Raw genomic sequence first — 20515 nt, forward strand, 5'->3', positions numbered from 1 at the left:
GGATCAGAACAGGTCGAGCGAGAAGCGCTTGGAGATGCCGAGGGTGAAGGAGTACTGGTCGTCGTCGCCAGTCTCGACGATCGGCGAATCCTTGGCGTCGCCGACCAGCTTGTCCCAGGACGCATCGGCGTTGAGGAACCAGTCCGGCGTGAATTCGTATCTCGCCGACGCCGCGACGCCGACGCTCTTGAAGCCGCCGCCGGCGTCATAGGACGAGAACCGGCCGCCGCTCGCCAAAGCCTCGCCGGGGCTCACGGAGAAATAGGTCTCCATGTAGTCCGCGGAGGCAAAGCTCACCGTCGGGCCGAGCTTGAGAATGAGTTCGTCGGTCGGCCGCGCGATCAGGTTCGCGCCTGCATCGCCGACGAAGCCGTCGGCGCCGCCGAAGGCATAACGCGCCGCGCCGTAGATCTCGGCATGTTCCCATTCGTAGGATGCCTTGAGGCCGACTTCGTAGGTGGTGTCGACGTCGTCGAGCCCGGTCAGATCGGGATGGTCGTCGACATTCCGGTCGCCGACGATGTTGAAGGACGGGCCGATCGAGAAGCCGAGGCCGTCCGGCCCGCCGAAGGAGCCGAGACCCGGCAGGCTCAGATACTCGACCGAGAAGATCACGCCCGGAAGGACGCGATAGTCGTCGGAGCCGAGATACTCTGGATCGACGATACCCTCGATGCCGAGCTCGAAGACGAAGTCGGCCCCGCCATAATCGATCGCCGCCGGCTGCGGCGCGGCGGGCGCGGGGTCGTAGGGCCCGGTGACATCGGCCGCGCTCGCCAGGACGGTCGAGCCCATCAGCGTCAGGAAAACCGCCGAGGCGAAGCGCATGGCCATGTACTGATACTCCAGCCTTGTCGCATGCCTCGTTCTGACTCAATCAGGGCACCATCGACTGGCGCCGCGTCGGGCATGCTGTGGGACGATACATGCCCCGCCTCTCGGCGAGGCGCAATTCCCACAGCTTCGAAAACCGGTGTCGGTCGGTTGTTTCGAATCAAGGCGTTGCAGGAGGGTGACAGCGAGTGCGGGCGGAGCGGATCTGCCGTAGAGGCATTGCGCTCCCGCGGCCCGCCCGCGGCCCGAACGAAGAAGGGTGCGGCGATCCCCCGATCACCACACCCTTCCAGCTGTCCCCCGCATCCTCTTTCGAGGCACGGTCATCCCCACACCGCAAATCGGCCTATCGCATGATCGTGACCAAAAATCGATCACTGGTCGCGAAGTCGTGCCTTTTTCGGTGTCCCCTATGCAGATCAAATTAGCGGCGATCTCTTAAGGAGATGTTAATGGACGAGCGAGCTTGCGCCGGGCTAGCGCTCAGCCCTCGCCCAGCGCCGCCAGGACGCGGGCCCAGGAGCGCTGGCCCTTGTGGAACGAGGTCATCTCGTACTTCTCGTTGGGCGAGTGGATGGCGTCGTCGCCGAGGCCGAATCCGATCAGCAGCGACTCCATGCCGAGCCGCGACTTGAACTCGCCGACCACCGGGATCGAGCCGCCCATGCCGATCATCACCGCCGGCTTCGGCCATTCGTCGGACAGCGCCCCCCGCGCCTTTGCGAGGAGCGGCGAATCGAAGGGCAGCTGGATCGCCGGCGAGCCGCCATGGGCGTGGAACTCGGCGGTGCAGTCGGCCGGCAGCCGCGCCTCGACGAAGGCGCGGAACGCCGCGCGGATCTTGTCCGGATCCTGGGAAAACACCAGCCGGAACGACACCTTGGCCGAGGCCTCGGCCGCGATCACGGTCTTGAAGCCCTTGCCGTTGTAGCCGCCGGCAATGCCGTTGACCTCGGCGGTCGGCCGCGACCAGGTCTGCTCGAGCACCGAGCGGCCCTTCTCGCCCGACGGCACGCTGAGGCCCACCTCGCCGAGGAAGTCCGCTTCGGAGAAGTCGAGCCTCTCCCAGCTCTGCCGGACGGCCTCCGGCAGTTCCTCGACGCCGTCGTAGAAGCCGGGAATGGTGACCCGGCCGTCGGCGTCGTGCATCTCGGCGAGGATCTTCGCGAGCACGTGAATGGGGTTCTGCGCCGCGCCGCCGTAATAGCCGGAATGGAGGTCCCGGCTCGCCGCCCGCACCACCACCTCCTCGCCCACCATGCCGCGCAGGCCGGTCGAGATCGCCGGGGTTTCGCGGTTCCACATGTTGGTGTCGCAGACCAGCGCGACATCGGCGGACAACTCCTCCCGGTTGGCGTCAAGGAAGGGGTTCAGCGACGGCGAGCCGGACTCCTCCTCGCCCTCGAGGAAGATCGTCACCCGGCAGGGCAGGCCGCCGGTCTCCGCCTTGAAGGCCCGGCAGGCCTCGATGAAGGTCATCAGCTGGCCCTTGTCGTCAGCCGAGCCGCGGGCGACGATCCGCCTTGTGCCGTCCGGCATCTCCTGCACAACCGGCTCGAACGGGCCGGTGCGCCACTCGGAGACCGGGTCCACCGGCTGGACGTCGTAATGCCCGTAGAACAGGACGTGCGGCGCCTTCACGCCATCACTCGGGGCCGGTCCCTCGTGATGGGCGACGACCATCGGATGGCCGGGCGTATCGCGCACCGCGGCGTCGAAGCCGATCGCCGCCAGGTCACCGGCGAGATATTCGGCGGCGCGCCGGCAGTCCACGGCATAGGCCGGATCGGTGGAGATCGAGGGAATGCGCAGGAGGTCGGACAGGCGCCCGACGGCGCGATCGAGATTGAGGTCGAGGCAGGCGAGCACGCTGTCGAGACCGGCCATGGCGTGATCCTTTGCTGAAATTGCGGTTTCGGGGACGAAGTATCGGTTCGCCGGCCGCTTCGGCAAGGCGGGGGCGCTTTCGGAAGGCGTTTTGCACCGGCCATTGCACGATGCTGCGATGCGGCTATGTTCGCGCGGCAGGGGCCCCGTGGCACCGCGTCGGGCCCGCCCTCTCCATTCCGCATTCGGGATCGTCTTCATGAAATATCGCCCGCTCGGCCGCACCGGCCTGTCCGTCAGCGAAATCTGCCTCGGCACCATGACCTGGGGTTCGCAGAACAGCGAAGCCGAGGGCCATGCTCAGATGGACCTCGCCACCGAGCTGGGGGTGAACTTCTTCGACGCCGCCGAAATGTATCCGACGACGCCGCTCGCCGCCGAGACCGTCGGTCGCACCGAGGAGATCATAGGCTCCTGGTTCGCCGCCAATGGACGGCGCGACGACGTGGTGCTCGCTTCCAAGATCACCGGCGCCGGCAACGACAAGGTCCGCGGCGGCGAGCCGATCACCGCCGATTCGGTGCGCCGCGCCCTGGACGCCAGCCTGAAGCGGCTGAAGACCGACCATATCGACCTCTACCAGCTGCACTGGCCAAACCGCGGCTCCTACCATTTCCGCCAGAACTGGACCTATGATCCGAGCGGCCAGAAGCCCGACGCGGTCAAGGCCAACATCGCGGAGGTGCTGCACGAGCTCGGCGAGCAGGTGAAGGCCGGCAAGATCCGCCATGTAGGCCTCTCCAACGAGTCCGCCTGGGGCGTCATGCAGTTCGCGGCGATCGCCGAGCGGGACGGCACGCCGCGCGTCGCCTCGATCCAGAACGAATATTCGCTGATGCACCGGATCTTCGATCTCGACCTTGCCGAAACCGCAATCAACGAACAGGTCGGCCTCCTCGCCTATTCGCCGCTGGCGGCCGGTCTCCTCACCGGCAAATACACCGCCGGCGCCATTCCGCCCGGCTCGCGCGGCGCGATCAACAAGGGTCTCGGCGGCCGTCACACCGAATATGCGGTCTCCGTGGCCGACGAATATTGCGAAGTGGCGCGCAAGCATGGGCTCGATCCGGCCGCCATTGCCATCGCCTTCGGCCTGACCCGGCCGTTCATGACGGCGGTGATCATCGGCGCCACCGACCTCGACCAGCTGAAGACCAATATCGGCGCGGCCGAGATCGATCTGTCCGACGCGGTGATGGCCGACATCGCCGCCGTCTATCGCCGCCACCCGCTTCCATTGTAAGGGCGACGCTCGACTGCCCGCCGGACCGATTCGGTCCGGCGGACGACGGCGCCCTCCCGCCGGGACATACGACGCCCCTGCCCGTCCGGCGGAGCGCCTAGCGCCCGCTGATCCCAGGCTTTCCGCGTGACCGACGAACCGACGTCCCTGCCTTCCGCCACCACACCGGCGCCCAAGGTGCCGGAAGCGCCCCACGGCGAAGATCGCTTCGCCGCCTTCCGCAACACGCGCTTCCTCCTCTACTGGCTGTCGCGCTTCGCCGCGACCTTCGCGACGCAGATCGTCATCGTCTCGGTCGGCTGGCAGATCTACGATCTGACCCGCGATCCATGGGATCTCGGCCTCGTCGGCCTCTGCCAGTTCGCGCCGGCCTTCTTCCTGGTGCTCGTCACCGGGGCCGCGGCCGACCGCTATTCCCGCCGCCTGATCATGGCGATCGCCGTGGCGATCGAGGGGATCGGCGCGATCCTGCTCCTCGCCCTGACCTATCACGGCCTCGCCACGCCGACGCCGATCTTCGCCATCCTGATCGTCTTCGGCATCGCCCGCGCCTTCTTCGGCCCGGCCTCGAGCTCCCTCGTCGTCAACCTCGTCACCCGCGACGAACTCGCCAACGCCATCGCCTGGAACTCGTCCTCCTGGCAGATCGCGGCGATCGTCGGCCCGGTCGCCGGCGGCCTCCTCTACGGCGTCTCGCCGCTGCTCGCCTATGGCAGCGGCGCCGCGCTGTTCGTCGTCGCGGCGATCTTCGCGCTGGTGATCAAGGCCCCCGCCCATCGCCGCTCCAGCGAGCCGGCGAGCCTCGAGACCATCGTCGCCGGTTTCCGCTTCATCTGGAGCGAGCCCATCGTCCTCGGCGCGATCTCGCTGGATCTCTTCGCCGTCCTTCTCGGCGGCGCCGTCGCGCTGATGCCGGTCTATGCCCGCGACGTCCTCGACGCAGGCCCCATCGCCCTCGGACTGCTGCGGGCGGCGCCCGGCCTCGGCGCGCTGCCGATGGCGGTCTATCTCGCCGCCTACCCGATCCGGAACCACGCCGGCGCGATCATGTTCGTCTTCGTCGGGCTGTTCGGCGCCTTCACCATGATGTTCGGCCTGTCGACCTCGATCTGGATCTCGGTGCCGGCGCTGATGATGATGGGGGCCTCCGACATGATCAGCGTCTATGTCCGCGAGACGCTGATGCAGCTGTGGACGCCGGACGACGTGCGCGGCCGGGTCAACGCCGTCAACATGGTGTTCATCGGCGCCTCCAACGAACTCGGCGAGTTCCGGGCCGGCGGCATGGCGAAACTGATCGGCGCGGTGCCGGCCGTCGTTCTCGGCGGCGCCGCGACGGTGGGCGTCGCCGCCCTCTGGGCGTGGATGTTCCCGCAGCTGAGGAAGGCCCAGCGGCTGGCGCGCGAGTGAGGAAGTGAGCGAGGAGAAGTGAAGCCCGGCATCCCGGCGGGATCGTTCGGGCTTCGTTTCCCGCATGCCGCGAATCGGCCGGGTGGCCCGGCTGACGGCTTCAGCAGACCGAGGCTACTCCTCGGCCACCTCGACCGGGCATGGTACGCCCTCGCGCTTGCATTTGTGCTGGTAGGTATAGGCCCAGAAGGCCGGATTGCGGCCGCTTTCGGCGATCCGAGCGATCAGCGCCTCGATGAATTCGCGCTTTGCGTCCGCGCCGCCGTGATGGGGGAAGGAGTCCTTCTCCGCCTTGGTCATCGAACAGCCGATGCAGCGGCCCTGCCGCTTGTACTTGCAAACGTCGATGCAGGGCGAGGGAGCGCTCTCCCACACGGCGTCGTCCTCCGCCGGGCGCTCCGCCGCTTGGGATCTCGAAGTCATGAAAGCGCCGCGTGCTCCGGCGCCATCGGAATGCCGAGGGTCTCCGACATGAACGGCCGGTTCTCCACCAGGTCGGCGATCGAGAAGCGGCCGAGGGTGGACAGGAAGGCGTCGAGGGCCTGGCGCAGCGCCGCGTTCAACTCGCAATGGAACACCAGCGGGCAGTCGGTCAGGCCGCCGTCGAAGCACTCCGCCATGGCGAAATTCTCCTCCATCAGCTCGACGACCTCACGAAGCGTGATGGCGGTGGCGGGACGGCCCAGCCGGATCCCGCCATTGCGGCCCCGCACGGTCTCGACGAAGCCGGCGGCGACGAGCGGCTGCAGGATCTTGAACATGAAGGGTTCCGGCGCAGCATAGGACCGGGCGACCTCGCCGAGCTTGCTCAGCCGGCCGGGATTGGTCGCGAGATACATCAGGATCCGGATCGCGTAGTTGGTTTGCCGCGTGAGACGCATGTGCAGATTGCCCTTGTCGTGGAGCGGCCGGGCCGCTCCTCCCCCTGCCGGTCAGTTAAGGCTTATTTAGAGCAATTAAAAGGTGGAAGGCAAATTCGCTGGCGCCCATCGCCGCCATCCACGCGCTTCTCTGACGCATGGGAAGAAATCGCCACCACAACCCCTTCGCGACCGGACCGCCTGCTCGGCTCGTGCCTTGGCCGAAGCCCTTGCATTCATTGAGCTGGAGACGAAAACGGCCATCCCCGCGCTCTGCCGGGATGGCCGTTCTTCATGTCCATCAAGCGCCCGGACACTGCCGCACCGCCCGAATCAGCCGCCGATCAGGCGTCTGGGTCGCCCTCGCCGGGATCCTCGCCGGCATCCGGGGCTTCGTCTCCCGATGCCTCGCCGACGTCCGGCGTGTCGGTCGCCGTGTCGTTGGCGACGTCGGCCAGGTCTTCCTCCGCCTCCCCGGCTTCGTCGGCGCCCTGATCGGGAATGCGCTCCACCGAGACCACCCGCTCGCCGTCGGCGGTGCGGAAGATCGTCACGCCGCCGGTGGACCGGCCCTTCATGCCGATGCCGTCGATCGGCACGCGGATCACCTGGCCACGATCGGTCACGAGCAGCAGCTGGTCCTCGCGCTCGACCGGGAAGCCGGCGACGAGCTGGCCGAGCTTGTCGAGACGGTTGGTGTCCGTCGCCCTGATACCCTTGCCGCCGCGCCCGGAGGTGCGGAACTCGTAGGACGACGAGCGCTTGCCATAGCCGAACTCGCTGATCGTCAGGATGAACTCCTCCCGCGCGCCCAGTTCGCCATAGCGCTCCGGGCTGAGGGCGACGTCCTCGACGGCCTCCTCCTCGACCGCCGGCGTCTCGCCGTTCTGATCGGCGCCGGCGTCGTAGTCGACGGCCCGGCGCATCTTCAGATAGGCGGCGCGCTCGGCCGGGGTCGCGTCGACATGGTGCAGGATCGCCATGGAGACGACGCTCTCGCCCTGGCCCAGCGAGATGCCCCGCACGCCGACGGAATTGCGGCCGGCGAAGACCCGCACGTCGGTGGTCGGGAAGCGGATGCACTGGCCGGAGGTCGCCGTCAGGAGGACGTCGTCGTCCTCGCTGCAGGTGGCGACGGCGAGGATCTCGTCACCCTCCTCGTCGAGCTTCATGGCGATCTTGCCGTTGCGGTTCACCTGGACGAAGTCAGACAGCTTGTTGCGCCGGACCGTGCCCCGCGTCGTGGCGAACATGACGTTCAGCCGCTCGGCCGCGTCCGGATCGCTCGGCAGCGGCAGGATCGAGGTGATGCGCTCGTTCTTTTCGAGCGGCAGAAGGTTGATCAGCGCCTTGCCGCGCGCCTGGGGCGTCGCCAGCGGCAGCCGCCAGACCTTTTCCTTGTAGACGATGCCGCGCGAGGAGAAGAACAGCACCGGGGTGTGGGTGTTGGCGACGAACAGCCGCGTCACCGAATCCTCGTCGTTCTTCAGCGACATGCCGGAGCGGCCCTTGCCGCCGCGCCGCTGCGCCCGGTAGGTCGCCAGCGGCACCCGCTTGATGTAGCCGGTATGGGTGACGGTGACGACCATGTCCTCGCGCGGGATCAGGTCCTCGTCCTCCATGTCCGCCGCGCCTTCCGTCAGCTGCGTGCGGCGGGGGGTGGCGAACTCGTCGCGGATGGCGATGAGCTCGGCCTTGATGATCTCGCGCACCCGGGTGCGCGACGACAGGATCTCGAGATATTCGCGGATCTCGGCGCCGATCTTGTTGAGTTCGTCGCCGATCTCGTCGCGGCCGAGCGCGGTCAGGCGCTGCAGGCGCAGGTCGAGGATCGCGCGCGCCTGCGCCTCGGACAGGCGGTAGGTGCCCTCCTCGGTGATGCGGTGGCGCGGATCGTCGATCAGCCGGATCAGCGGCGCGACGTCCCTGGCGTCCCAGTTGCGCGTCATCAGCTGTTCGCGGGCGGTCGCGGGGTCCGGCGCCTGGCGGATCAGCTTGATCACCTCGTCGATGTTGGCGACGGCGATGGCGAGGCCGACGAGGACGTGGGCACGCTCGCGGGCCTTGCGCAGGAGATACTTGGTGCGCCGGTTCACCACCTCCTCGCGGAAGGCGATGAAGGCCGACAGCATGTCCGACAGCGTCAGCTGCTCCGGCTTGCCGCCGTTGAGCGCCACCATGTTGGCGCCGAAGGAGGTCTGCAGCGGCGTGAAGCGGTAGAGCTGGTTGAGGATGACGTCGGACGAGGCGTCGCGCTTCAGCTCGATGACGACCCGGTAGCCGTCGCGATCGCTCTCGTCGCGGATGTCGGAGATGCCCTCGATGCGCTTGTCGCGCACCAGATCGGCCATCTTCTCGATCATCGAGGCCTTGTTCACCTGGTAGGGAACCTCGGTGACGATGATCGCCTCGCGCTCGGCGCGAACCGTCTCCACATGCACCTTGCCGCGCATCAGGATCGAGCCGCGGCCGGTCGAATAGGCCGAGTAGATGCCGGCCCGGCCGAGCACGATGGCCCCGGTCGGGAAATCCGGCCCGGGGATGTGCTCCATCAGCTCGTCGAGGGAGATGGCCGGATTGTCGATCATCGCAATGGTGCCGTCGAGCACCTCGCCGAGATTGTGCGGCGGGATGTTCGTCGCCATGCCGACGGCGATGCCGCCGGAGCCGTTGGCGAGCAGATTCGGGAAGCGCGCCGGCAGGACCACCGGCTCCATCTCGCGGCCGTCGTAGTTCTCCTGGAAGTCGACGGTTTCCTTGTCGATATCCTCCAGCATCGGATCGGCGATCTTCTGCAGCCGGCACTCGGTGTAGCGCATGGCCGCCGGCGGATCGCCGTCGATCGAGCCGAAATTGCCCTGCCCGTCGATCAGCGGCGCGCGCAGCGACCAGTCCTGCGCCATGCGCACGAGGGAATCGTAGATGGCCGAATCGCCGTGCGGATGGAACTTACCCATCACCTCGCCGACGACACCGGCGGACTTGCGATAGGACTTGGTCGAATTCAGCCCCATCTCGTGCATGGCGTAGAGAATGCGCCGATGCACCGGCTTCAGCCCGTCCCGCACGTCCGGCAGCGCGCGGGAGACGATCACGCTCATGGCGTAATCGAGATAGCTGCGCTGCATCTCGTCGATGATGGAGATGGAGTCGATTCCGCTGCCTGGCCCGGAAGGCGGGGGCGGCGGCGGCGTCTTGTCGTTTTCGTCTGCCAAGAGAGGTCCTGATCAGCGGGAATTTGCTCGCTTCGCTATAGCGCGGCGGGGCCGCGAGCGCAAATGACGCACCCGGCGCAAAGGGATCAAAAGTTCATATACGTCAATCACTTGAGAGAACGACCAAAGAAACTTGCAAAAGCTTTGTGTCGGCCGGGTGTCGGCGGGCCATTTAGGGCGAATCGCAGATCTTCCCGGCCCGAGGGGACCGCGCCTAGCCCCTCCGCCGGGAAGCTGTTACGCCGGACGTCACCACTCCCGACACGGGGCTCGTGCCGATGTTCGACATCCTCCTCAATGGCTTCGTCACGCTCTTCGTGATCCTCGATCCGTTCGGGCTGGTCCCGCTCTTCCTTGCCTTGACGCCGGGGGCGACCTCCGCCCAGCGCGGCGCCATCGCGCTGCGGGCCTCGGTCATCACATTCGCCATCCTGGCGCTGTTCGGGCTCACGGGCCTCGCGCTCTTGGAGGTGCTGGGCATCACGCTCGGGGCGTTCCGCCTCGCCGGCGGGCTGTTCCTCTTCTGGATCGGCTTCGAGCTGGTCTTCGAGCGGCGCGCCGAGCGCAAGCAGAAGAGCGCCAGCCACGCCGTCGAGGACAGCGACGGCGGCGATGTCGCGGCCTTTCCCCTCGCCATCCCGCTGATGGCGGGCCCCGGCGCCATCTCGGCGGTGATCCTGCTCTCCGGCAATCTTCCCGGCTTCGTCGGCAAGGCGGCGCTGCTCGGCGTGATCTTCGTCGCCGTCGCCGCCACCTTCGCCTTCCTCGCCGTCGCCCATCGGCTCGACCGGTATCTCGGCGTCACCAGCCGGGCGGTGATCTCCCGGCTGCTCGGCGTCCTCCTCGCGGCGCTCGCCGTGCAGTTCGTCGCCGACGGCGCGGCGGCCCTCGTCGAATCCAGCGGCCACATCGCCCGTCCCACCGCCTGACGGTTCCCGCCGGGCCAACCGGAGAGCCCCGGACCCACCGCCCGGCAGAAATGATAAGGGAAGCAACGTTTCCGCCGATCGCGTGTTGTTGGCTCGATCACGGAAAGGAGAGCAGGCATGGCGAAGGGCGCAAGGCACAGGGCGGGCCCGGGCTCGGGCTCGGGCTCGGGCTCGGGAGGCAGCAAAGGCGCCGTCATCGCCGCGGCGGGCGCCAATCTCGCCATTGCCGTGACCAAGTTCGTCGCGGCCGCCTTCACCGGCTCGTCATCGATGTTCGCCGAGGGCGTCCATTCGGTGATCGACACCGCCAATCAGGGCTTTCTCCTGATCGGGCTCTCCAATTCCAGGAAACCGGCCGACGCGAAGCATCCCTTCGGCTATGGCGCCGAGGTGTATTTCTGGTCCTTTCTCGTCGCCATCTTCCTCTTTGCCCTCGGCGCCGGCTTCTCGACCTATGAGGGCGTGATCGGCATCCTCTCCGTCGAAGACGCCGAGCTGACCTCGCCGCTCGTCGCGCTCGGGGTGTTGTTCCTCGCCTTCTGCTTCGAGGGCTACTCCTGGTCCGTCGCCTCCCGGGAGTTCCAGCACCGCCGGGGCGGCCACGGCCTGCTGCGCGATTTCCACGACATGAAGGATCCGGCGATCTTCGTCGTGCTGTTCGAGGATTCGGCCGCCTGCATCGGCGTCGTCATCGCGGCGATCGGCATCGGCCTGTCCTGGGTCACCGGCAACCACGTCTTCGACGCCATCGGCTCGATCCTCATCGGCATCCTGCTCGGCGTGACCGCGATCCTTTTGGCCATCGAGGTGAAGGGCCTTCTGATCGGCGAGGCCGCCGGCCCCGAGATCGAACGGGCGATCCGCGAGAAGCTCGGCGAGCGGCCGGAGATCCTCGCGATCAACGAGCTTCGGACGCTGCATCTCGGCCCCGAGGACGTCCTCCTGACGATGAGCGTCGACTTTCGCGACGACGTCGTCTCGCAGCGAATCGAGGCGATGGTCAGCGAGATGGAGGGCCGGATCCGGGAGCGATTTCCCATCGTCCGCAAGGTCTATGTCGAGGTGCAGTCGCAGTCCGGCCATCGCGATCTGGCCCGGCAGGACCGCGAGGCGCATCCCGTCGATTGAGACCCTCGGTCCGATCTGCGACGGGCGCCAAGGGATTGACGCGCAAGCGCCGCACGGGCCCGATGCGAGCGGCCCTGGGGTCGATCTTCCCGGGCCGCGGATATCCTGCCCTGCGTCGCGTCTGGGGCGTACCCCGCGCCGTCAGATCCTCCGCGGGCGCCTTGATCGCCCGCCGATCGTCGTCAGCCATCGATCTCAGGCGCGGCCACGGGACCGCGCGGTCGGCCCGCTCATTCGCCGGTTCGCCCGCCCGTAATGCCCCGCGTCAGTTCCCGTTCGTCGGCATCGCCGCGACAAACGCCTTCACCACACGCGCGGAATTCTCCGAAGCAAGGGCGAAAAACGTGACCATCTCGTTCTCTGCCTCGCCGCCGCCGGCCAGATCCGACAGGCTGCGAAAGGCGATGAAGGGGACGGCGTTGGCATAGGCGACATGGGCGACGGCAGCGCTTTCCATGTCGAGCACCGAGGCGTCGAAGGCCTCGGCCACATATTGCCGGAACTCGGCATTGTCCACGAAGACCGGTCCGGAGACGCCCGCCCCCCCGACCACCACCTTCGGTGCCCGCGTCAGGCACGCCTCTCCGGCGCAGCGCTCGAGCTCGACCTCTTCCGCCACCTGGCGCGCTACATCGAGAAGCGCGCCGTCGGCCCCGAACCACAGCACCTCCTCGGCTTTCTCCGAGCGGCCGGAGCGGACCTCGACCGGTTGGGGAAAGATCATGCCGTGGTTCGGCGTCGCCCTGTCGGCGAAGGGCGGCAGCGTCCAGTCCTCGCCGTCCTTCCTGGCGAAGACCGATTCCAGATATTGCGCCCAGCGATCGGCCACCACGACGTCGCCGATGTCGAGCGCCGGATCGACGCCGCCCGCGATCCCCGAGAAGACGATCGCCTCGATGTCGAAGCGGTCGAGCGCGAGCTGCGTCGTCATCGCGGCATTGACCATGCTGACGCCGCTGAGGAACAGGACGACGTCCTTGCCGGCAAGTTTGCCCGTCACGAAGTCGACGCCGTTGATCCGCTCGGTCTCGGCGCCCCCGAGGTCGGCCTTGAGACTCTGCCATTCCGGCTCGAATGCCGAGACCACGCCGATTCGAGCAACGGTTCTCGTCGATGCCGTCCCCTGCGTGCCCGCAGCCACTTGCGCCGCCGACGTCGCAACGTCCCCGGCAGCGGCGAGGCCGCCGAATGGGAGGGCCAGGCTGGCGGCGAGGGCCATCGCCATCACCCATCGGCGGATGAGCGCCGCGACTGCGTTGGATCTCGCATCGACCGGTGTCGTCGGCATTCCGCTTCGCCCTCGCTGTTTCAGGCCCTTCTCTCCACGCTGCCGATCGGACGCGTCAGAACGGGATCTCGTCGTCGAGGTCGTTGGAGCGGCCGCCGCCGCCGCCGCCGTAATCGCGATCGTTGCCGCCGCCGCCACGATCGGGACCGCCGCGGTCGTAACCGCCACCGCCGCCACCGCCGCGATCATAGCCGCCGCCTCCCCCGCCCCGGCTGACGCCGCCCTCGCCGCCGTCGCCGCGGCCGCCCAGCATCTGCATCTCGCCGCGGAAGCGCTGCAGCACGACTTCGGTCATGTATTTCTTCTGGCCGGACTGGTCGTCCCACGAGCGGGTCTGCAGCTGGCCCTCGATATAGACCGTCGAGCCCTTCTTCAGATACTGCTCGGCGACCTTCACGAGGTTCTCGTTGAAGATCACGACGTTGTGCCATTCGGTGCGCTCGCGGCGCTCGCCCGACGCCTTGTCGCGCCAGGTCTCCGAGGTCGCGATCCTGAGATTGGCGACGGCGTCGCCCGAATTCAGCCGGCGGATCTCGGGATCGGCGCCGAGATTGCCCACCAGAATGACCTTGTTGACGCTTCCCGCCATGATCGAACTCCAACTTCGAAAAAACTTGGCAAGACCCTAGACGAGCACCTGCTCCGGCGAAAGCCGGCGGTCCGCCCCGTCCCCATCTTCCAAGCCCGACACGAATTCCACGGGCGACGCGAATTCCAAGTGCGACACGCAAGCCGCCGCTTGGGCACGGCCCGGAATTCCGGCGCCCACGACATCCGGTTTGACGCTCACCACACCCGCGTGAGACAGGCCCCAAGATACAGGAGCCGCACGAGCCAGCCCCACGCGCTGCCTTGCGACGCTCGCCGCCACTGCTCGGCTTGCCGGACACGGCTTGCACCACCGGCAGACACGGTATAGAACAAAGGTGGAACACGCAAGAGGCGAGTCGCGAAAATCCGTTTCTCCGCCGCATCGCCTTGGAGTCGCTCGGGCCGGGCCTTAAGTAGGGGCTTGCCCTTCAGACAGAGACATTGGACGGACCGGCGGATTTCATGGCCGAATTGAAGACGATTTCCATCCGCGGCGCGCGCGAGCACAATCTGAAGGGCATCGATCTCGATCTGCCCCGGGACAAGCTGATCGTGATGACCGGCCTGTCGGGCTCCGGCAAGTCGTCGCTGGCCTTCGACACGATCTATGCGGAGGGCCAGCGCCGCTATGTCGAGAGCTTGTCGGCCTACGCCCGGCAGTTTCTCGAGATGATGCAGAAGCCGGATGTCGACCAGATCGACGGGCTCTCCCCGGCGATCTCCATCGAACAGAAGACCACCTCGAGAAACCCGCGTTCGACGGTCGGCACCGTCACTGAGATCTACGACTATCTGCGGCTGCTCTTCGCCCGGGTGGGGGTTCCCTATTCGCCCGCGACGGGCCTGCCGATCGAGAGCCAGACGGTCAGCCAGATGGTCGACCGGGTGCTGGCGCTGGAGGAAGGCACGCGGCTCTATCTCCTCGCGCCGATGATCCGCGGCCGCAAGGGCGAGTATCGCAAGGAGCTGGCCGAGCTGCAGCGCAAGGGCTTCCAACGGGTCAAGATCGACGGCGAGTATCACGAGATCGCCGACGCGCCGGCTCTCGACAAGAAGTACAAGCACGACATCGACGTGGTGGTCGACCGCATCGTCGTGCGCGAGGACATGAAGGCCCGCCTCGCCGATTCGATCGAGACGGCGCTGGGTCTGGCCGACGGTCTCGCCGTCGCCGAATTCGCCGACAAGCCGCTGCCCAAGGAGCGGCTGGCCGATGCCGGCGCCAACCGCAGCAAGAACGAGACCCACGAGCGGCTCTTGTTCTCGGAAAAATTCGCCTGCCCGGTCTCCGGCTTCACGATCTCCGAGATCGAGCCGCGGCTGTTCTCCTTCAACAATCCCTTCGGCGCCTGCCCGACCTGCGACGGCCTCGGCTCGCAGCAGGCGGTCGACCCGAAGCTGATCGTGCCGAACGAGGCGCTGACGCTGAAGGCCGGCGCCATCGCGCCCTGGGCGAAATCCACCTCGCCCTATTACGGCCAGACGCTCGATGGCCTCGGCCAGGTCTACGGCTTCAAGCAGACCGACCGCTGGGTGGAACTCTCGGACGAAGCCAAGAACGCCGTTCTCTACGGCACCGGCCGGGAGAAGATCGAGTTCCGCTACAAGGACGGCATCCGCTCCTATGCGACGACCAAGACCTTCGAGGGCGTCGTCAACAATCTCGCCCGCCGCTGGAAGGAGACCGACTCGGCCTTCATGCGCGAGGAGATCGAGCGTTTCATGTCGGCGACGCCCTGCCCCGCCTGCAACGGCTACCGGCTGAAGCCCGAGGCGCTGGCCGTGAAGATCGCCGGCCGGCACATCGGCGAGGTCACCCAGCTGTCGATCCGCGACGCCGCCGGCTGGTTCGAGGCCCTGCCCGCCGCGATGAACGCCAAGCAGAACGCGATCGCCGTCCGCATCCTCAAGGAGATCCGCGAGCGCCTGCGCTTCCTCAACGACGTCGGCCTCGACTACCTGACCCTGTCGCGCGCCTCCGGCACGTTGTCCGGCGGCGAGAGCCAGCGCATCCGCCTCGCCTCGCAGATCGGCTCTGGCCTCACGGGCGTCCTCTACGTCCTCGACGAGCCGTCGATCGGCCTCCACCAGCGCGACAATGCCCGCCTGCTCGACACGCTGAAGCACCTGCGCGACATCGGCAACACCGTCATCGTCGTCGAGCATGACGAGGACGCGATCCTTGCCGCCGACTACGTGGTCGACATCGGCCCGGCGGCCGGCATCCATGGCGGCGAGGTCATCGCCTCGGGCACGCCCGGCGAGATCATGGCCCATCCGAAGTCGCTGACCGGCCGCTACCTGTCCGGCGATCTTGGCGTGCCGGTGCCGGAAACCCGCCGCAAGGCGCCGAAGAACAAGCGGCTGAAGGTCGTCGGGGCGCGCGGCAACAATCTCAAGAACGTCACGGCCGAGCTGCCCCTCGGCGTGTTTTCCTGCGTCACCGGCGTCTCTGGCGGCGGCAAGTCGACCTTCCTGATCGAGACGCTGTTCAAGGCCGCCTCCCGCCGCATTGCCAACGGTCGCGACATCCCGGCCGAGCACGACCGCATCGAGGGGCTGGAACTCCTCGACAAGGTCATCGACATCGACCAGTCGCCGATCGGCCGCACGCCGCGCTCGAACCCGGCCACCTATACAGGCGCCTTCACCCCGATCCGCGACTGGTTCGCGGCGCTGCCCGAGGCCAAGGCGCGGGGCTACCAGCCCGGCCGCTTCTCCTTCAACGTCAAGGGCGGCCGCTGCGAGGCCTGCCAGGGCGACGGCGTCATCAAGATCGAGATGCACTTTTTGCCGGATGTCTACGTCACCTGCGACGTCTGCAAGGGCAAGCGCTACAACCGCGAGACCCTGGAGGTCACCTTCAAGGAAAAGTCGATCGCCGACGTCCTCGACATGACGGTGGAAGAGGGCGTGACCTTCTTCGCCGCCGTTCCCGCCGTGCGCGACAAGCTGGTGACGCTGAACGAGGTGGGCCTCGGCTACATCAAGATCGGCCAGCAGGCGAACACCCTGTCCGGCGGCGAGGCGCAAAGGGTGAAGCTCGCCAAGGAGTTGTCACGCAAGGCCACCGGCAAGACCCTCTACATCCTCGACGAGCCGACGACGGGGCTGCATTTCCACGACGTCGCCAAGCTCCTCGAAGTGCTGCACGATCTGGTCGACCGCGGCAACACGGTGGTGGTCATCGAGCACAATCTCGAGGTCATCAAGACCGCCGACTGGGTGATCGACATCGGCCCGGAAGGCGGCGACGGCGGCGGCGAGATCGTCGCCACCGGCACGCCGGAGGACGTCGTCAAGGTCGAGCGGTCCTATACGGGGCAGTTCATGAAGGAGCTGCTGGAGCGCCGGCCCAGGGTGAAGAAGGAGGCGGCGGAGTAGCGTCTCGTTGGCGGTCTGCGGCTTTCATCTGGCTCCGTTCGGTCGTCGTCCGGCTACCAGAGCCGAATGATGCCGAACTGGTCGAAGGCTTCGTCGACCGTAATCAAAGCCAATCCTTCGATCTTCGCCTGTGCGGCAAGGAGACGATCGAACGGGTCCTTGTGAACCCCGAGCATCTGGCCCGCCAGGAGCGCGTGCGAATGGTCGACGTCCAGTTTGGTGAATCGTCCTTGCGCGATGATGTCGTCGAACGTCTCGATGATCTCCCGCGCAACTTCAAGCTTGCCAATTCTCACTTTGTTCGCAAGTTCGAAGGCTGTGACGGCACTGACATGTCGCTCTGTCGCGACATCCTCAATGGCCGATTTAGCCGCAACACTGAGATGCGGATCGGCGGTGAGCCACCAGAGAAGCGCGTGAGTATCGAGAAGGACGCTCACTCGCCATTATCGCTGGGGAAGGAGTATTTACCCTCCCACGCTGCAAGCTCGTCTTCGGACATGGGCTGGAGAAATAGGTCGGATGGGATCTTGTCGCGGAGATGGGCGAGCGCGCCATATCCGCGGACTTTGGGTTTGTCTGCGTCGACCCGCACCAGCTTCGCCACCGGCTCGTCGCCCCGCGCGATCACGATCTCCTCGCCCGCCTCGACCCGGTCCAGGAGCTCCGCGAGGCCCGCTTCCGCCTTCTGAATGGTGACGACCGTCATCGTCCTCTCCTTCGACACGTCATCAATGTAGCGAGCGCATCCGCCAACCACAATCGGGAGACGATCATGAGCGGCACCATCCGCGCCGGCATCGGCGGCTGGACCTTCGATCCCTGGAACGAGACCTTCTATCCGGCCGACCTGCCGAAGAAGCGCCAGCTGGAATATGCCGCATCGAGGCTGACGACGATCGAGGTCAACGGCACCTTCTATCGCAGCCAGAAACCGGAGACCTATGCCAAGTGGGCGAGCGAGGTGCCGGACGGCTTCGTCTTCTCGCTGAAGGCGCCGCGCTTTGCGGTCAATCGCAAGGTGCTGGCGGAAGGCGGAGAATCGATCGAGCGCTTCGTGAACTCCGGCATCGCCGAACTCGGCGACCGTCTCGGGCCGATCCTCTGGCAGTTCGCCGCGACGAAGCAGTTCGATCCGGAAGACTTCGCGGCCTTTCTCGATCTCCTGCCGAAGACCGCCGGCGGCCTGCCGCTCCGCCATGTCGTCGAGCCCCGGCACGAGAGCTTCGCAACGCCTGACTTCGTGGCGCTCTGCCGCGGGGCCGGCGTCGCCATCGCCTGCGCCGACAGCGACGAGCATCCGCAGATCGCCGATGTCACGAGCGATTTCGTCTATCTGAGGCTACAGCGCGGCGACGAGGCGATCGACAGCTGCTACCCGCCGGACCAGCTGGACGAATGGGCCGGGCGGCTGAAGCGCCTCGCGGCGGGCGGGGAGCCCGGCGATCTGAGCAAGGCGGATCCGGACATGTCAGCCGAGAAGACGCCCCGCGACGTCTTCGCCTATTTCATCCGGTCGGGCAAACCGCGGGCGCCGCATGGCGCCATGGCGCTGATGGATCGGCTGCGGCAGGTTTGAGTCGCCGGCCGCTTTGCCGGCCCTCTCCGCCCGACCGCCGCCCGGCGGACGAAGCAGATCGCATGCCGGCGGCCGGACCCTTTGAGCCCGCCCCGCCGACCGATCCGTGCGCGCCTTACGTCTTGGCCCGCCAGGCCTCCAGCGCATCCTTGAAGACCCGGTCCCCGGGGATACCCTTTTCGAGCGAGATCAGCGCCCGCCGGCCGGACTGGTAGGCGACCGGGATGTCGATCCATTTCTGGTTCTCGAGCAGCGACCGGTTGTTCTGCACCGCCTGGTCGAGATTGTTCAGGGCGATGATGAAGTAGTTGTCGGAGATCTTGCCGGCGACGCCGATCAGCGGCTCGCCGCGCGCCTGCTCCGTCTCCTTCAGGGCCGGCCGCTGGACATTGGCGACGCTGCCGCCCGCAAAGTCCGAAGGCACCTCGAATTCCAGCTCGATGACGTGGCTCGCCGGCAGCGTCGGATCGCTGTTCCGCTTGATCGTCATCGTCAGCTTCAGCTTCTCTTCCGGCACCTCGACGACGGCCCTGATCGCGGGCTCGCCCGCCTGTCCGTCGGCGCCCGGCTCCTCGACCAGCGACCAGACGGCGGTACCGGTCTCCTGGGTGCCCGGGAGGTCCTCGGTCTTTTCCTGGTAGAAGACGGCCTTCTGGGCCACTTCGAGCTGGCCGCTGCTCGGCGCGGCGGTCTGGCTGTCGGGCGTGGCGGGTTCGGCCGGGACAACCCCCGGGATCTCGGCGGCGCCGGCAGGCGCCTCGCCCGCCGTCGGGGTGCCGTCCGCGCCGACCATCGCCGGATCCTCGCCGATTTCGCTCGAGATCGTCGGCGTCGCCCCGGATGCCTGGGCGCTCTCGTCGACCGTGGTGGCCGCAGCGACGTTCGTTCCCTCGTCGAAGGCATTGGGCGTCTTCTGCGCCGGTCCCTCGTCGACCTCCGTGCCGTCCGGCATCAGCCGCTGGGTGAAGCGCCGCGTCGAGGCGGGTTCCGGCTCGGCCGCGGCAGTCTCGGTCGGCTGGGCTTCGCCGGTCGCAGGTGTGTCGTCACCCGCCACGCCCGGAGTTTCGGTGCCGGATCTCTCGGCGATCGTGCCGATGTCCGCCGGTCCGACCAGCAAGGCCTCGAGATCCTCCCGGTAGAGCCAGCCGACCGTGCCCGCGCCGGCCAGAGCCAGGACGACGACGGCGGCCGCCGCGATCCTGCCGCCGCGGCCGGAGCGCTTCGCCCGCCGCGTCGGATAGCGCGGCGCCGTCACGTCGGCCTCGGGGATGTCACCGTCGTCGATGCGGATGTCGTGGGGAACCCGCCCGTCGTCCTCGTCCCGTATGTCGTGCCCGTCATCCTCCCAGTGGCCGGAGGCCGGCGACGGCGCAGCGGTCTCGCGCCGCTCGTCGGGAACGATGAAGGGCGCGCCGAGCGCCGGCGGCAGGTCACCGGCGTCCGGCTCGGCCGTCTCGGGCGGGAAAAAGGGCTCCGGCTGCTTCGATGCCGGCTCTGCCGGGCGCGCCGGAGCGCCGTCCGGTCGCTGGGTCGGCATGGTCGCGGCGGGCAATGTCGGACGCGGCTGTCCCGGCTGCGGCGCCTTCGGGGCCGCACTGCCGCCGGCACCGGCCGGTCCCGGGGTCTGCGGGGCGGTGGGCTGCGGGCCGGCCACCGGCGGGACCGCGCCGGACGACGGTGCGGCGTCGCCCATCGGCGGCATCCGGCGCGGCGTCTGCTGCGTTGGAGCGGGTGGTGTCTGCCGGGGCTGCTGCGGCTGCGCTGGCGGGGGCGCCTTCGCGTCCTGCGGGGGAGCAGGCTGCGCTGCCCCGGCCGGCTGCGGTTGCCGGGCGGCGGGAGCGGGCGCCGGCGACGGTGCGGCAGGAGCCTGCGCCGCAGGCGGCGCCGGGCGTGCCGGGGCGGGGGGCTGCGCTGCGGCAGACGCGGGTGATCCCGCCTCGCCCGGCTCCGGCTGCGCGGCATAATGCGCCTCGGTGCGCGAGATCGCGTCCTCGAGCGCCGAGAGCCGTGCCGAGACGACCTGCTCCGCCAAAGGCGGATTGGCCGCGTCGATCTGCCGCTGGATCGCGGCCCGGGCCTTTTCGTAGACCTTTTCGCGCATCTGCGGCGTTGCACGCGGGAGGCCGTCGATGGTCTTGCGAAGAACGCCGCTCAGATCCGCCATGGA

At 67.6% G+C, this 20515-nt stretch carries 16 protein-coding genes; 6 read left to right on the plus strand and 10 right to left on the minus strand.

What is annotated here, in order from left to right:
* Nucleotides 1-3 precede the first annotated feature (3 nt).
* Together ATO4_RS04450 and ATO4_RS04455 are read right to left on the minus strand one after the other, a co-directional pair.
* Complete coding sequence (locus ATO4_RS04450; protein ID WP_083590221.1) at nt 4-834, minus strand: MipA/OmpV family protein; 831 nt, start codon at nt 832-834, stop codon at nt 4-6.
* Nucleotides 835-1317: 483 nt separating this feature from the next.
* Complete coding sequence (locus tag ATO4_RS04455) at nt 1318-2721, minus strand: M20/M25/M40 family metallo-hydrolase (RefSeq protein WP_083590222.1); 1404 nt, start codon at nt 2719-2721, stop codon at nt 1318-1320.
* Between the two features lie 199 nt (nt 2722-2920).
* Between ATO4_RS04455 and ATO4_RS04460 the strand changes: the two genes are divergently transcribed.
* Both ATO4_RS04460 and ATO4_RS04465 read left to right on the plus strand, forming a co-directional pair.
* The gene (locus ATO4_RS04460; RefSeq protein ID WP_083590223.1) at nt 2921-3964 is read left to right on the plus strand and encodes an aldo/keto reductase; all 1044 of its coding nucleotides are present in this window, start codon (nt 2921-2923) and stop codon (nt 3962-3964) included.
* Nucleotides 3965-4141: 177 nt separating this feature from the next.
* Nucleotides 4142-5374, plus strand: coding sequence for an MFS transporter (locus tag ATO4_RS04465; RefSeq protein ID WP_083590365.1), 1233 nt, complete (start codon nt 4142-4144; stop codon nt 5372-5374).
* A gap of 114 nt (nt 5375-5488) precedes the next feature.
* Here the strand turns inward: ATO4_RS04465 and ATO4_RS04470 are convergent, their stop codons facing one another.
* From ATO4_RS04470 to gyrA, 3 genes are all read right to left on the minus strand, one after another.
* Nucleotides 5489-5797, minus strand: coding sequence for a DUF1289 domain-containing protein (locus tag ATO4_RS04470; RefSeq protein ID WP_083590224.1), 309 nt, complete (start codon nt 5795-5797; stop codon nt 5489-5491).
* On the minus strand, nt 5794-6255 hold the full coding sequence (gene rirA, locus ATO4_RS04475) for an iron-responsive transcriptional regulator RirA (protein WP_083590225.1): 462 nt from the start codon (nt 6253-6255) through the stop codon (nt 5794-5796). Before rirA ends, ATO4_RS04470 begins: the two co-directional genes overlap by 4 nt.
* Nucleotides 6256-6578: 323 nt before the next feature.
* Nucleotides 6579-9449: a DNA gyrase subunit A gene (gene gyrA, locus ATO4_RS04480; protein ID WP_083590226.1), complete on the minus strand. Its 2871-nt coding sequence runs from the start codon at nt 9447-9449 to the stop codon at nt 6579-6581.
* A 272-nt stretch (nt 9450-9721) separates the two neighbouring features.
* Between gyrA and ATO4_RS04485 the strand changes: the two genes are divergently transcribed.
* Nucleotides 9722-10378: a MarC family protein gene (locus tag ATO4_RS04485; RefSeq protein ID WP_139802253.1), complete on the plus strand. Its 657-nt coding sequence runs from the start codon at nt 9722-9724 to the stop codon at nt 10376-10378.
* Between the two features lie 117 nt (nt 10379-10495).
* Nucleotides 10496-11506 carry a cation diffusion facilitator family transporter gene (locus ATO4_RS04490; RefSeq protein ID WP_083590228.1) on the plus strand — a complete coding sequence of 337 codons (1011 nt, stop codon included), beginning with the start codon at nt 10496-10498 and terminating at the stop codon, nt 11504-11506.
* A 265-nt stretch (nt 11507-11771) separates the two neighbouring features.
* Here ATO4_RS04490 and ATO4_RS04495 read toward each other — a convergent pair whose 3' ends face one another.
* Entirely contained in the window at nt 11772-12794 is a 1023-nt protein-coding gene (locus ATO4_RS04495) for a 5'-methylthioadenosine/S-adenosylhomocysteine nucleosidase (RefSeq protein ID WP_210191021.1), read from the minus strand.
* Nucleotides 12795-12849: 55 nt separating this feature from the next.
* Entirely contained in the window at nt 12850-13383 is a 534-nt protein-coding gene (ssb, locus tag ATO4_RS04500) for a single-stranded DNA-binding protein (protein WP_083590229.1), read from the minus strand.
* A 464-nt stretch (nt 13384-13847) separates the two neighbouring features.
* Here ssb and uvrA point away from each other — a divergent pair, with 464 nt between their 5' ends.
* Nucleotides 13848-16769 (plus strand): excinuclease ABC subunit UvrA, encoded by a 2922-nt coding sequence (gene uvrA / locus ATO4_RS04505; RefSeq protein ID WP_083590230.1) that lies wholly within the window; start codon nt 13848-13850, stop codon nt 16767-16769.
* 53 nt (nt 16770-16822) lie between these two features.
* Here uvrA and ATO4_RS04510 read toward each other — a convergent pair whose 3' ends face one another.
* Both ATO4_RS04510 and ATO4_RS04515 read right to left on the minus strand, forming a co-directional pair.
* A complete protein-coding gene (locus ATO4_RS04510) occupies nt 16823-17209 on the minus strand; it encodes a type II toxin-antitoxin system VapC family toxin (protein WP_083590231.1) in 387 nt (128 codons plus the stop codon).
* Nucleotides 17206-17478 carry a type II toxin-antitoxin system prevent-host-death family antitoxin gene (locus tag ATO4_RS04515; protein ID WP_083590232.1) on the minus strand — a complete coding sequence of 91 codons (273 nt, stop codon included), beginning with the start codon at nt 17476-17478 and terminating at the stop codon, nt 17206-17208. Before ATO4_RS04515 ends, ATO4_RS04510 begins: the two co-directional genes overlap by 4 nt.
* A 66-nt stretch (nt 17479-17544) precedes the next feature.
* Between ATO4_RS04515 and ATO4_RS04520 the strand changes: the two genes are divergently transcribed.
* Nucleotides 17545-18348, plus strand: a complete 804-nt coding sequence (locus ATO4_RS04520; RefSeq protein ID WP_083590233.1) for a DUF72 domain-containing protein — start codon at nt 17545-17547, stop codon at nt 18346-18348.
* Nucleotides 18349-18463: 115 nt separating this feature from the next.
* Here the strand turns inward: ATO4_RS04520 and ATO4_RS04525 are convergent, their stop codons facing one another.
* Nucleotides 18464-20512 carry a hypothetical protein gene (locus tag ATO4_RS04525; protein WP_083590234.1) on the minus strand — a complete coding sequence of 683 codons (2049 nt, stop codon included), beginning with the start codon at nt 20510-20512 and terminating at the stop codon, nt 18464-18466.
* Between the last annotated feature and the right edge of the window lie 3 nt (nt 20513-20515).

The organism is Aurantimonas sp. 22II-16-19i, assembly GCF_002088275.1.
Classification (GTDB): Bacteria; Pseudomonadota; Alphaproteobacteria; order Rhizobiales; family Rhizobiaceae; genus Jiella.